This is a genomic window from Paraburkholderia sp. RCC_158, from assembly GCF_041355255.1.
Lineage (GTDB): Bacteria > Pseudomonadota > Gammaproteobacteria > Burkholderiales > Burkholderiaceae > Paraburkholderia > Paraburkholderia graminis.
In genome coordinates this window covers 13,632-28,536 of record NZ_JBFUPM010000039.1, presented here as the reverse complement: position 1 = coordinate 28,536, position 14,905 = coordinate 13,632, and the positions used below count along the sequence as shown (strand labels likewise).

The following is a 14,905-nucleotide window of genomic DNA, read 5'->3' as shown; positions in this document are numbered from 1 at the left end:
TCGAAACAGCGCAACGCCCAACCTCGCCGAATCGGTCACGTTCCCGAAATCAGCGGTCACGTTCACCGAAATACGCAGCCTTGGCATGTCGTCGAACGACGAGCGAGCTCGGCGTGTGCCTTGGCTACGCCCTGAATGCGCTCGCGAGCGCGGCACGCCAACTCGCGCGGGTCACAAGCATCCAGATACAGCTAGTGATACGCAACACCCACACAAACGCTGCAAGGTCGGTTAGCACCCGAGGACCTCGGCACAGCGGTGGTCACGCGAAAATTCGTTTGCCCTTTAAAATCCCCGCAAATTTACCATTGCGATTCGATTGCCGCCCACAAATGCTAAAACGTTTGCTGCTGCTTTAATTGATATGCCGTGGTCAAAGGCAGCTAGTCGACTGACGTGCGTAGTGCTTGCATTGGTGATATCGTCCGCAAACCTCAACATAGCCCAGTGATTGCAGATACCTGAACATGAGTAACGATCTCACCAAGCTTTTTTCAGATACGCGTCTGGACAGAATCGTTGGAGAGCGGGCTGGTCCCTGCGCTGTGGAGCTGTGGGTGTTGCAGTTCAAGTCCGGTGAAACCGTGATAAACAGGCTGGCGTATGGGCGAGTGTTGCCGTGTACGTCTGCGAACGACACGTGGAATACGCAGCGGGAGGATTCGCTGACAAGGCTAAACGCTTCCGTCGACGTTCAGGTCAAACGTGTTGCGGCGTTCGTGACGGGAGAAAAGGTTCGGCGGCTGCTTGTTGGATTGGGTGAGGGTGCATCTCTTGCACAGGCTAGTTCGGACGCGGGCGTGGCGGTTGCTGCCGATGCCACGCGTTTCGCAAGCTTGACGCTCGGCGAAATGTCGATCGCTCGACCGGTTATGCATCTGCCAACGCGGGATTACTTTCGCTTCAGCACGAATCGCTTGAGTCACACTTCAATGGCAAGCATGGACAGCGCTGCCATTACGCCAGCGGCCAAATCAGAGTTGTTCGAGTTTGAAGGACGTCCGCGGCCGGATGTGGCAGAACTCGTGGTCGAGACCCTCAGCTCGGAAACGGGGCTTGATTTTAAGAAGGTCGACGCGTGGAGGACGGGTGATCTCGAAATCGGAAACTTTCCTTCGTTATTTGACGACGAAAGGCCCATCGTTGAGATAAGCACAGAACTTAGATCGACCGTGCCGGGTGTACATGTTCGCATAGCGTCGCCATTCGTCGGCGTAGACGAGCGGTTGGAGTTGGAGGTGCAGCTCCTCAACGATGATGCGCTTTTCCATGTCGCTAAAGCGTCAATTCAGCGCGGTCAGACGTTTCCGGTGGAAGTTCAGTTTGCGGTGCCAAAGGAATATCAAGGCATGGTCACTGCCCTGACTGTGCATATTGACGCATGCGAAGAAGGCCTCGAGAGTCGCCGGCGGTTGTATCAATGGGGTACGACTATCGTAAGAGAATTATCTACGCAAATGCAAATGCACGGCTCTTCTACGCGGGTGGAGTCGGACTGGCTGGCGAAGGCCGTAAGATCCAAGGACCGGAAACGGCTCGAAGCGGTCCAGGAGCTCTCGCGGCAAACACATACGTCGAGGCAGACCACCCGCAAGGGGCAGAGAGATGCATGGGTAGATATCAATCGGCAAATTGCCCGTGTCGTTCGCGATCTTGCGCCGGAAGGATCGAAGGGGAAGTTCTTTGAACGCTACTCCGAGGGCGAAAATACAGGTCGCCTCGAGCTGGCCGAGTGGCTCAAGCGACTTTTCGCCGAAAATCGGGACAAACACATAGCTTGGTTTGACCCGTACATGGAAGACGTGGGCGTAGCGCTGATCAATCAGTATGGGTTCAGCGAGGGCAACTATGTCATTTTTACGCAGAAGCTCGATCTGCAGCTGGTTGATACATGGCACGAACATATCCTCTACTGGAACTCGCTTGGACCGTTAGAGGATCAGCCTGACACTCTGGTTGGCACTCGTATTACCAAGCTTGTCTCAGCTTGCCGAGCATGGAAAGAGCAACTGAGCAGCCTCCGTATGAAAGTGGTTGGTCTGCCGGAGGGAACTTTACACGATCGAATGATCGTGATCAGAGACGAGCGAATGGAGCCCGTCGTTGGCTACCACCTTTCGAACTCGATTCAGAAGGCGAACGAGAACTACCCCCTTCTCATAACACCGATCCCTCCTGACGTCCTCCGAAAGATTTGCGACTATGCAGATCAGTCGTTAGAGCAGGTTGCGCGCAACGTATCTGAAGCTGGTCACGATGACTTGACACCGTTGATTCTCTTTGACAGCAATGATGCTGAATTAGATAGGCCGCAAGTAGAAGCCATTCACGACGCTTTTTCTATGCCGCTTTCCGGAAAGGTGTTTGGGTGGTGGACGGGCGATCAATCGCTCGAGACTCTCAGTGGAGATGCGCTCAAAGACCGGCTTCGCGCACTGGGTCACTTGGACGAGAACGACGGGCTGCACAGCGAGATATTCGAAAGCCTTCCTGATGCATTTTGGTCGCACAGCGAAAAGGCAGAGGAGTTTGACGCATGGTGGAATACGCTTTCGGTAGTCCTCGCCCAGTCGCTTGCCGGAGTCTACATTACGGATCTGCAGGAGAATCCACCAAGTTACGATCCAGCGCTGGTCGCGGCGCTACTTGCATATCTCAATCCAGATCGTCCCGGTGCATGGCAGCCCGCTGACCGCGGGCCGCTGCGGAATATCATGGAGCGGTTCAACGAATCTCATGAGGACCTGCTCCCGTCTGCGCATTGGCTTCAAGGATTCGATATCTATGCGTCATCCCTGTTCTGGGGAGACCAATATGCGATCAAGGTCCTGTGGTATCTCGATCCAATGGCCCTTGTGCACTGGATGGAGGAGCAGAGCTCTCTCGCCGATAGAAATCGGCGCCGCCAACTGGAGCTGTACCACGCGCTATCGCGCATTTCGCTTGGTATCGGATTCGGTGCCTCTGATCAACAATTGGACGCCCTGCTTGCCAGTAAAAGTCCGTACATTCGCTGGTTCGGTCTGCTAGGACTGGAGCAACGGCTCATCCGTAGCCCGCAACTTATCGAACGCGTCCGGGAAATCGATCAGCTATCGCCAATACAAAGGGCAGGCGTACTGGGGTGGCTGCTGGTTCAATGCCGCCAGAACGATATTTTGCGCAACGTGATTCTCGCGGAGCTGCTGTCGACGCTTCCGGGAACCATTGACAAGGCATGGCTTGATCCATTGCTCGAATCAATGAGAAATCCGATTAAACGGCTTTATGAAAGCCCTCCGTGGATACTCGGCGACGTACTTGCGCCCGTTATCCAGGTAGGAAGACTTTCATCAGATCTTGCAGCCGCGGCTTGGGTTGCCGAGTTGCTGGCCACGTGGCGGGATGATGACGAGCGAGGGAGTTTCCTTTTCAAGGTTGACATGGAAGGGGCGTTTACATCGGAGGTGGCTGCCTTGCTTGCGTTAAGTTCGGAATCGGCATTGCGGAACCTACTTAAACCTTTGACCGACGAAATGCGGCGGATTACACAGGTGGCAAATAGGCCCCTCGCGCACCAGAGAGACTATTCGAAGAGTCACGATGCCAGCGTGAAGGCATTATGGACAGCAAGTCTGGTTCGCCTCACTATCATTCAGACTCCGCGGCCGATGTCGCGCGACCGGGAAAGTGCGTTGGGCAAATTGCATCAAGCGGCGGTTTCAGTAGCAAAGCGCTGGACTTGGTCACGCCGAAGCATCACCGACTCCGCGCTCCTTGAGTTCTGGCGGCAAACACTCGATTTCTTTGACGATGAGCTCTCGACAGGCGACGTTTGATGTGCCCGGTGGCCGCGGCGATCCCACGGTTTCCGTGGACCGCCACCATCGCGAGCACACATGCGGAAATTTTCGATCATCAAACTGGCTGTTCTTCGTTCACATACGTGTTTGAACGACAAGGGTTGCGAGCAGAGTCTTAGTGATTTTCGAACCTCTTCGGCAATGCGATAGAGATCGCTCCCGGAATTTTCAGGTTTTGAGCGAACGCGACCTGATTTTTTCATTTTTTGCGATGAGGTGCACCGCGAAAGGTGTCATAGCCAATGAAAAAAGCCTTACATTTCAAGGGGCCATTTTTCACTTTCTGCGCCACCCTACAGAGTTTGGCGTAGCCGTCGGACGCCACGGAAAGTGAAAACTGTGCCAAGTAAGTGAAAAACTGCTGCCACAGATAGTAGAAAAATCCGACTGGATCGGATTACCGAAACGCCCGGCTTGTCCGGGCGTTTTTTTATGGACGGCAATGTTCGAACCGGTCAGGAGGGTCATTCGCCGGTGCTATCGAATGAGTAGAAGATCCATTAACCACCCCTGATCGATGAGCTGCCCGGCGCGCTCAACTACGCCCTCCGCAAATGCCTGCCGACGCTCGGCGGCGGCTGCTGGGCCGTCGTCGAGCGCGGCATTGAGCTCGAAGCACCTTTCGTGCTGTCAGTCATGGCGGCCTCGTTCCGCAGCCGTGACGCGAGGAGGAGTACTTCTCAGGCGTCTGATCCAACCACCGGTCAATAACCCGCATGGCGACCTGCGTCGGAGGGCTGGCTAACGATCTGGCGCAGGCGGTGATAGTGCTTATGGGACCAGGTTGCCCGGCGTGAACCAGACAAACGAGGCAAAAATCGATTTGCCCCGGACGGCTCCTTAAAGTCCACGTTGCGATCAACGAGCAGAGCAACTGCGCGCGTGTCTGCTTGTCCTTCAATAGTGTTCGAACGCGATCAATCGGCACAACAGCAATTGCGCAGCTGAAACAAAAAGGTCAGCTGTTTTCCACGATGTCGCGAATTTGAAATTGTTAAATCTTTGGAGTTGTTTAAATCTTTCTCCGACCACGGAATTCGGTAGAAAAGCCGGATGATTGAAAAAAGTAGCTGCCGTATGCCGACCGCATAAAGCGAGTTCGAATAACTTTTGCCCGCATCCCCCGATACTCATTACTGGATGATTCGTCTAAACTTTCGTACAATCGCGCATTGCGCGACGGTGCGATCACAGCAAAGAGAGGCGGTATGGGAGCGCAGGACTCAATTGCGGCAATGACCGGCGGGCTTATTCAGAGTGATCGTCTGCTGAAACTGGATAGTCCGCTGGCCAACAATGTTCTGGTTCCACAGCGGGTTATTGGTTATTCGCGGATCGGCCGCCATTACGAATTCACGATCGATGTCGTTTCCAATTCCGACACCATCGAACTCAAAGCCCTGATTGCCCAAGCCGTCACATTGTGGATCCAGCAAACCGATAAGTCTTACCTGCCTCACCACGGTTATGTGCATACCGCGCGACGCTTAGGATCGGATAGCGGACTCACAAGCTATCAGATTGGCTTCGCGCCCTGGCTGCACTTCCTGCGCTTTCGCAAAGACGCGCGAATCTGGCAAGACAAATCGGCCGATCAAATCCTGACCGATGTCTTCAACATGCATCCGCAGGCCCAAGGAGCATTTCGGTTTGCGCTGAGCAATACGCTGCCTTCACGATCGTTCTGCGTGCAGTACGAGGACGACTGGAATTTGTTCATCGGATGATGGAGAACGAAGGACTCTTCGTTTACTTTGAACAGGCCGCAGATGGAAAGTCGCACACGCTAGTCGTCACAGACAACCTCGATACCTTCCAGCCGCTCTCGCCACAAGCCGTTGAGTTCTACCGCACGGGCACCAACAGCGAGGCCAATGCGTTGTCGCAATGGTCCGGCACGCGGACATTGCAGAGTACGACGCTCACTACACGCTCCTTCGATTACAAGGCACCCGCTTCGTCCGCCAACCCGAAGGGTACAAACATACCGACGCTGACCACGCAGGGCAATTTGCCCCAGCAGGCCGAGGTCTACGAGTACACCGGCGCCTACACTTACGGCGCCCAGGATCGAGGCGATCAGATGTCGAAGGTTCGCGTGGAGGAATGGGAGTCGCGAGCCAAGCGCTTCTTTGGCTCGGGTGGTGTGAGACAGGCAGATGCAGGCCGTTGGTTCGAGCTCGATAACCACCCTGCCCATTCCGCGGATAGTGCCCAGAACCGGCAATTCGCCATTATCGAGGCCGCGTGGTTCATTGAAAACAATCTTCCCGTGTCCAGTCAGGTCGCCGATTTCCCGCATAGCCTGAAGAGCGAATTGGCCAATGTTCGAGCGAATCACGGAGAGTCGACAGATGCACTGTCAATTGCACACGTGGATGGCAGCGAAGGTTTTTTCCTCGTTGAAATCGAAGCGCAACGCAAGGGCGTGCCGTTTCGCAGCCCGCTCGAACATCACAAGCCAACGATGTATTTACAATCGGCAATCGTCGTCGGTCCGGCTAATGAAGAGGTCTGCACCGACTCACTCAACCGTATCAAGGTTCATTTTCATTGGGACCGGCTTAATGACGGCGACGAAAAGGGATCGTGCTGGGTGCGAGTCGTCATGTCCGACACGGGTGGTGGATATGGCGGTGTTCACGTGCCGAGAATTGGCGAAGAGGTATTGATTGATTGGGCGGACGGCGATTGCGATAGACCGTTGGTAACCGGCCGTATCTACAACGGCGCGACCCGGCCGAATTGGCATTCCAATGGCTTATTGTCGGGATACAAGTCGAAAGAGTATCAAGGCAGTGGCTACAACCAGATGGTCATGGATGACGCGACGGGCCAGAACCGTGTGCAGGTGTATAGCAGCAGCACCAATGCGCATCTGCATCTCGGCTATCTCATCGCACAGGCTGACAACACGCGTGGGGCGTATCTGGGCAGCGGCTTCGACCTGAAGTCCGACGCGTACGGCGCAGTGCGTGCCAGTCACGGGCTGTACGTGACAACCCACCCCGCAAGCACTCAGCCGTTGGATGCGCGTGAAGCGAGCGGACAGCTTGTCAATTCGGAAAGCACAATGGAGGCGCTCTCCGATGCCAGCACTGCGCACCAGGCGGAAGGCCTCAAAGAGGGTTACGAGGCGCTGAAGTCATTCACCGATGCAACTAAGAATAGTGTTGCAGGATCGGCATCCGGCGGCAACGCGGCGGGCGGTGGCGCGGGCAATGCCAATGCATTCAGGGAGCCCGTGGTGCTGTTCGCAAGTCCATCCGGTGCTGCGTTGTCGACGCAGAAATCCATTCACATCGCGAGCGCCACGCAGACCAATATTGTAAGTGGCCAGAGCGCTCATGTCGCGACAGGCAAATCGCTGATTGCCGGCGTCACGGAAAAACTCAGTCTGTTCGTTCAGAACGCGGGGATGAAGTTGTTCGCGGCGAAGGGCAAGGTCGAAGTCCAGGCGCACGCGGACGACATTGAACTGACAGCGCAGAAGACGATGAAATTGCTGGCCGCAACGGCGATGATCGAAGCGGCGGCGAAACAGGAAATCCTGCTGACTTCCGGTGGCGCGTACATTCGCCTGAAAGGCGGCGATATTGAGATCCACGCGCCGGGGATTGTTGATATCAAAGGCAGCCAGCACTCGTTTAACGGACCGGTACGGAAGAACTACCCGTTGCCGAATTGGCCGCAGCCCGAAACGCAAGGGCCGGTCAGATTCAACATGCTTCTTGCCGACACGCCGGGCCCCGACGGATACCCTCATATCAATACCGCATGGCGGATCGTCTCGGCACCCACAGCAGATGAAGCGCTCATGTCCTCGGACTCGATTCTGACCGGCCAGAGCGACATTAGCGGAAAGCTGGCGCTTTCCGACGCTGACGAGAAAACACTGCACGAGGCATATAACAAGACGCCCGGGCAGGTGTGGCTCGTCTACGTGGGACAGGTGCGTTTGCTATCACTTAGCCGGCAATCGGACAGCTGGAGTGAAAGCGACAAATTCTACGAAGCCATCGACGCAATGGGCTACAGCGACCAACCGTTTTCCGCTCAAGAAAGTGACGTGGATCAATCCTTCGCTCAATGGGCGCGGCAAGAGTTAAAGGCAAATGACGGGGATGCTGTGCTGGGCAAATTGAAAGGAGATGCGTGATGGCCGACGTTGTCGCCCGTGAAACCCCTACAGACAAGCTCTTTAACGACGATATCCTCTCGCTCAGGCAAATCATCGACCACGCGGGTGCTGCGTACAAGGCATTCGCGACGGAGAACGTGTGGGTGGGTGCGGGGCAGCCGTTTTCCCTGCCGCGAACCGGGAATGCACTGAAAGCATTCACCACGGGGAAAGCGTATTTCAGTGATCTTGCGTCCGCTATTCAAGCCGCTGCCCAGGTGGTCTACATTGCCGGATGGCAAGTGAACTGGGACGCTGAACTCGCACAAGGCGTGCGTCTCTTCGATGTTCTGCTGAAGGCGGTAAAAGGCAATCCGCAGCTCAAAGTCTATGTCATGCCCTGGATGCATTCGCCGCCGGTGCAAACCTACGACAATCAAACGAAGTCCGTCCTTGAGGCTATCAATGAGATTGTCGGGCGCACGTGCGTGTGGGTCACGCTTGCTGCGTCCCTCGCTGACGAGGACCGTAGTTTTTTCAGCCATCACCAGAAACTCGTCGCGATTGACGGAAAGACGGCCTACATTGGCGGCATGGATCTCGCTTACGGACGTTTCGATGATGCGACCTACGATCTCAAAGCGGACGCCGAGAATCGGCAGGCGCTGAATCGCTACAACGGTTGCATTCCGCACCTCGGACATGTGTCGAAGGAAAGTCTTATCGATCCGGACTTATTGACGGGCGCGGTAGATAACCATCCGACCTTGTGGGGGCTTTTGCCGTCCAATCGTGAGGACATACTGAAGAAGATCGAGGCCGGTGGTTATCAGATTGCGTATGGGGATGAAACCCCGTATGTGTCTGCTACGACTCACCCAACCGGCCTGCCGTCCAATGACAGTACACTCGACGCCAGCAGGCAGCCCCGCATGCCTTGGCAGGACGTCCATTTTCGCATTGATGGCCCGTCGGCAAGCGATGTGGCGCATAACTTCGTCGTACGCTGGAACAGCGAGGGCGGTGCTAAACGGATCCGACTGGATCTGCCGCCTGAGCCAGCTGTGCAGACCGGCGGATGCAAGGTTCAGGTACTGAGAAGCGCGCCTGCCGCGATGCGTTCGGCCGAATTCGATGGCTTGCACGGTGCCGACAAGACTTCTCAATCGTCGCCTGATGGCAAGCAATGTGAAATTGCGGTGGCAATGCGCAATCTCATCAACAAGGCCACATCTTTTATCTATATCGAGAATCAATTTTTTGTTTCAGGGTTTGGCATCGAGCATACAAATCCCGATACCACCGCAGCCAACGTAACGTCTTCACAGCCGCTATCCGGACCTGCCGCACAGGTTAAAGGGCAAGGATTTGGTGAGTGGGCAACCCGGCGAACTTCAGAGCACGCCGAAGAAGCGCCGAAGAATTTCATTTGTGAAATGCTGGGTCATCGGATCGGGCGAACCATCATGTCCGGTGTGAAGGAACACTTCCACGTCATCATTACGCTGCCCGTGCATCCGGAGGGTATGCTGAACAACGAAAGCATCATGACGCAGGTTCACTGGACAATGCAGTCGCTCGTGTTCGGGACATTCAGTCTGTTGAATCGCGTTCGGCGCTTTCTCAAGGCCAAGGAGTTGCGCGACAAGAAAGCCCCGGACTGGAACAAGGTGCTGAGCGATCCGAACGACAAGCGATATGAAGACATTGCCATCGAAAAATGCCGAGACTACGTCACTCTGTTGAACCTGCGAAATTGGACCAGGCTGGGGGAGCGTTATGTGACGGAACAGATCTACGTGCACACCAAGTTGATGGTCGTAGACGATCTGTTTGCTCTGGTTGGCAGCGCGAATATCAACGACCGTAGTCTGTTGGGGTCGCGGGACTCTGAAATCGCCGTCCTGGTTGCGGATAGCGCAACGGAGAAACACGACATCGACGGGAGTGGCCACGTCAAGGTGACGAGGACATTTGCACGGCATCTGCGGCAGGAGCTTTGGAAAAAGTTGTTTGGCATTGCGGGCAACGTCCGGCCGGCGACGCAATTGATGGGAGCGATCGATCAGCCTGCGAATCCAGCGAACTGGAAAGCGATACAGACGGTGGCGGACGCAAATCAGAAGTTATATGAAGCAGCGTTTGCCTTTATCCCCCGCAATCGAGCGTTGTCTGATTCGCCGGACGAGCAAGGCGATTTTGCGTCTATATGGCCAACATGGGATCCGAAGAGGAAGTCGACCGGTGGGAAGATGCCTTTTGAGGACGCCTTCTGGGCGAAGCCGCAACACGAGAAGGCCGCGGCCAATCTGTCCCAACTGAGGGGATTCATTGTTTCCCTGCCTATCGAGTGGACGAAGGGCGAGAACAACAACCTGGGTTTTGCCACGTCGCTTGTTGCGGAGAATTATCAGGTGCCGAAGCGGACCGACGCTTATGAACAGGATGCGTCGGTCGCCGATGCGAGCAAGGGCGGAGAACTTAGCTGATGAGACAGTCTGGAAGTTGGTGGAAATTCATCGCACTCGCGTCGCTGGTCTGTGCGATGCAATGTGTGTCGTCTCGTTCCATGGCGGAAGGACGTCAGGAATGCGTCGGCCGTTATGAATTGACGATTCCTGGCGATGCCGATGTTGCTTTGACCATTCCCACCGCGTTCTCCAAACCACAAGAAAATCCAATTCGATTTTCCGATGATCAGCCCGCGGCGCACTCCGTTTTTATCTACGACGGAACCTTCCGAATAACCGGATCGATGTCACATGCCGAGTTCGGTTCGATCCTGGGCGGGATTAAAACGCGGGTGTCCTTGAGCGCAGCGTCGACGGATGAAAACGGACGGTTTGAGGCGATACCGGCGGGACGACCGGACGCATTTGCCTGGGCCGGGCCTCGAGCGGCTGGGTTCTACATTTACGAGAATGGGCGGGCGATCAGCTTTCGTGAGTCATCGTCGGATCCATCCGTGGCGAAGAAACATACTGAAGCGGTTCTAAAGGGGCTTTCCGCGCGCCGCTCTAACGAAATCCCAAAAGGCGATGGCGTATGTTTGCCGGATATGTTCGTTGCCGATAGCGGGAAAGACTCGGCGCGCCAGGTGGGCGTAACGTTTCGCCTGAAGAACCACCCAGATGTCACGATTTTCTTTCTCGATGAGAAAGCGTTGGCAGTCGACCCCAAGCTTACGTCTAAACAGAAGACTGAGTTCGTATGGGGTTACGAATACGGAATCGGCAAGCGGATCAGGCTTGTTGGTGCGGCGCCTTACCAGACTGTCAAGCTCGATGGCCGCGAGGGGGTTGGGACTTCGGCGATCATCACGCGCGATGACGACTCGACGGATTATGGCTATCTCGCTACGGTGCAAGGGGATTCCAATGCGCCGGTTGATACGCCTAATCTGCTTCTTCTGGTTGAGAGAAACGCAAAGTATGCAAAAGGGAATGCGCCTGTGTCGGCGGAGGAGCTTGATCTGATGGCGAAGGCGATTGCGGCGTCGATAAGGCGGCGGGCAACTCAGTAGCGGGGGACCTTGCTGGGCCGGTGCGTACAGCGATGGTGCCAACCGTATTCCGCCGATATATCTGCGCGGCTTGTCATCTCTGCCTATTGCTTACCGTGATTGGGTGCCGGTGATGCAGCCACCCACCGTGCGTTGCTCAAAGACACTTGCGAATCAGCAGAAAACGCGACGCGACGCATGTCATTAATACCGATGTGAAGCCGGCCAAAGGGAACTGGAAACAAATCCCGATTTAACATTTGTTTTTGAATAGGTGATTGCGACGGGAGCGTAATGTTTTGTATTATCGCGCGGTAGCGCGGGGGCGCAAAATTGCATAAACAAGAGGCGGTATGGGCGCGCAGGACATTATCGCGGCGATTAAAGGCGGCTTGTTGCAAAACGACCGTCTACTCGGACTGGACACGCCATTGGGCACCAATGTCCTTCTGCCCCAAAGGCTGGTGGGGCATTCCGGGCTCGGCCGCGATTTTGAATTCACGCTGGACGCGGTTTCAACCAGCGACAATATCGAGCTTAAAACGCTGATCGCCCAGCCGGTCACGCTCTGGATCCAGCAAACCGATCGGTCGTACGCCCCGCACCACGGTTATGTCCACACAGCCCGTCGCCTGGGCTCGGACAGCGCGATAACCAGTTATCAGATCGGCTTTGTGTCATGGATGCATTTTCTGCGTTTCAGGAAAGATGCGCGGATCTGGCAGGACAAACCGGCCGATGAAATTCTCACGGATGTATTCAATATGCATCCGCAGGCGCAGGGTGCATTCCGTTTTGCGTTGCGCAATCCTTTGCCGCAGCGCTCTTTCTGCGTCCAATATGAGGATGACTGGAATTTCTGTCACCGGCTGATGGAAACGGAAGGGCTGTTCGGCTATTTTGAACAGGCCGCCGACGGCAAATCGCACACGCTGGTCATTACCGACGATAGCGGCAGCCTGCCACCGCTGTCGCCGCAAACCGTCGACTTCTACCGCTCGGGCACAAACAGCGAAACCGATGCGTTCGTACAGTGGAGCGGTACGCGCACGCTGCAAAGCACGACGCTCACCACGCGCACCTTCGACTACAAGGCACCGTCTTCCGCCGCGAACCCGAAGGGCACGACGGTCCCGACCTTGACCACGCAGGGCGACCTGCCCCAGCAGGCCGAGGTGTATGAGTACACCGGCGCGTATACGTACGGACAGCAGGACCGCGGCGATCACCTCTCGAAGGTGAGGATGGAAGAGTGGGAGTCGCGCGCGAAGCGTTTCCACGGCGTAGGCGCGGTACGCCGAATCGACGCAGGCCGCTGGTTCGAGCTGCACAACCACCCGGAGCACGACACGGGCAGTCAGCAGGACCGGCAGTTTGCCGTGATCAATGTCCAATGGGTCATCGAGAACAACCTGCCTGTCTCAAATGGCACGACGGACTTCCCGCACAGCCTGAAACAGACGATCGCCGCAGCGCGGGCACAGCACGCGAACGATCCCGCGCTGCTCGTCAAGGCGGCAGACGGCAGCGAAGGCTTCTTCATGGCGATGGTCGAAGCACAGCGCAAGGCCATCCCGTTTCGCAGTCCCCTTGAGCATCAGAAGCCCGGGATGCACATGCAGACTGCGACCGTGGTCGGGCCGCAGAATGAAGAGGTCTTCACGGATTCGTTAAACCGGGTCAAGGTGCAGATGCACTGGGACCGGCTGAACGCAGGCGATGAGAACGCCTCATGCTGGATGCGGGTGGTTCAGTCGGACACGGGCGGCGGCTATGGCGCGGTCCACGTACCGCGCATCGGCGAAGAAGTCATTGTGTCGTTCCTCGATGGCGACTGTGACAGGCCGATCATCACCGGGCGCGTCTATAACGGTGCGAAGACGCCCGACTGGCATTCGAACGGCATCCTGTCCGGCTATAAGTCGAAGGAATATCAGGGCAGCGGCTACAACCAGATGGTGATGGACGATGCCACCGGCCAGAACCGCGTGCAGCTCTACAGCACGAGTGCAAATTCCCAACTGCATCTGGGCTATCTGATTGCGCAAACCGGTAACTCGCGCGGTGCGTATCTCGGCAGCGGCTTCGATCTGAAGTCGGATGCGTATGGCGCGGTCCGGGCAGGGCAAGGTCTGTATGTATCGACGCACCCAGCGACCGGGACATCAAGCCAGCCTCTGGACGTCCGCGAAGCAAATAGCCAGCTCGTCAATTCGGAAAGCGTGATTGAAGCGCTAAGCCAGGCGAGTGAAACCCATCAGGCGGAAAGCCTGAAAGATGGCTATGACTCGTTGAAATCCTTCACCGACGCGACGCAGAACAGCGTCACAGGCGCTGCAGGCAGTGGTGGCAATACAGCAGGCGGTGGCACGGGCAGCGCCAATGCATTCAAGGAGCCGATCATGCTGTTCGCGACGCCCGCGGGCATCGCGATGTCGACGCAGAAATCGACTCACATCGCGGCGACGGAGCACATAAACCTGGTCAGCGGCCAGAGCACGCATATTGCGACAGGCAAATCACTGCTGGCAAGCGTCGGCGAGAAAATCAGCCTGTTTGTTCAGAACGCGGGCATGAAACTGTTCGCTGCCAAAGGCAAAGTTGAGATCAAAGCGCAGTCGGACAACGTCGAACTCACAGCGCAGAAGACCTTCAGGCTGCTCTCCGCAACAGAAAAAATAGAAGCGGCCGCTGACCAGGAAATTCTGTTGACGAGCGGCGGTGCGTACATCCGGATTAGAGGCGGAAACATCGACATCCATGCGCCGGGCAAGGTCGATGTCAAAGGCGCGCAGCACAGCTTCAACGGTCCGACCAGTCAGGGCTATCCGCTGCCGGCCGCGCGTCCCGATCAACCGGGGCAACTCGAGTTGCTGCACCAGTATGCGAACAGCGAGGCATTCAAGGGCGGAGCGTTCTCGGTGCTGGATGCCAACGGCACAATTCTGCGTAAAGGCGCGCTGGACGGGAGCGGCCACACGATCGTGAGCGGCTTGCCGCCCGGTGTTGCACAGGTCCAGTTTGGCGAAGATCCGCGCAACCAGTACGACCCGTCCAGCGTATTCAAGACCACGACATGGCCTGCACAGCCGCCTCAGTCAAGCGGCGTCGCAACATCGGCACTCTCGCAGCTTGGTGCGTTGTTGCCGTCCGACATCGGCGGCGCCGGTAAAGCGCTTTCCGGCGCAACGCAGCTCGCGAGTGTGGCAGGACAGGCGGCGCAAGGCAGCGGCGGGCTGACGCAGGCGCTAAGCGGTCAGGCAGTCGGCTTCGCTCAAGGCGCGCTTTCGCAAGCCCTTCCGGGGCAAGCCAGCGCCGCCTTGTCGAAGGCGAGCCAACTGGGAGCTGCGGCGAAGCAAATCAGCACACTGGCGCAAACCGCGCGCGCGTCCATACCTGCATTGACCTCTCTCTGAAGCTCGCGTCAGACGCGAAACATCA

At 56.5% G+C, this 14,905-nt stretch carries 4 protein-coding genes and 1 pseudogene; all 5 read left to right on the top strand.

What is annotated here, in order from left to right:
• The first annotated feature begins 467 nt into the window (after positions 1-467).
• Positions 468-3,818, top strand: coding sequence for a VPA1262 family protein (locus AB6809_RS34735; protein WP_371028388.1), 3,351 nt, complete (start codon positions 468-470; stop codon positions 3,816-3,818).
• A 1,232-nt stretch (positions 3,819-5,050) separates the two neighbouring features.
• A pseudogene (locus AB6809_RS34730) lies at positions 5,051-8,001 on the top strand (type VI secretion system Vgr family protein).
• Entirely contained in the window at positions 8,001-10,451 is a 2,451-nt protein-coding gene (locus AB6809_RS34725; RefSeq protein ID WP_371028387.1) for a phospholipase D-like domain-containing protein, read from the top strand. Before AB6809_RS34730 ends, AB6809_RS34725 begins: the two are co-directional and overlap by 1 nt.
• Positions 10,451-11,485 (top strand): T6SS immunity protein Tli4 family protein, encoded by a 1,035-nt coding sequence (locus AB6809_RS34720; protein ID WP_371028386.1) that lies wholly within the window; start codon positions 10,451-10,453, stop codon positions 11,483-11,485. Before AB6809_RS34725 ends, AB6809_RS34720 begins: the two co-directional genes overlap by 1 nt.
• A gap of 332 nt (positions 11,486-11,817) precedes the next feature.
• A complete protein-coding gene (locus AB6809_RS34715) occupies positions 11,818-14,880 on the top strand; it encodes a type VI secretion system Vgr family protein (RefSeq protein WP_371028385.1) in 3,063 nt (1,020 codons plus the stop codon).
• Positions 14,881-14,905: the final 25 nt, after the last annotated feature.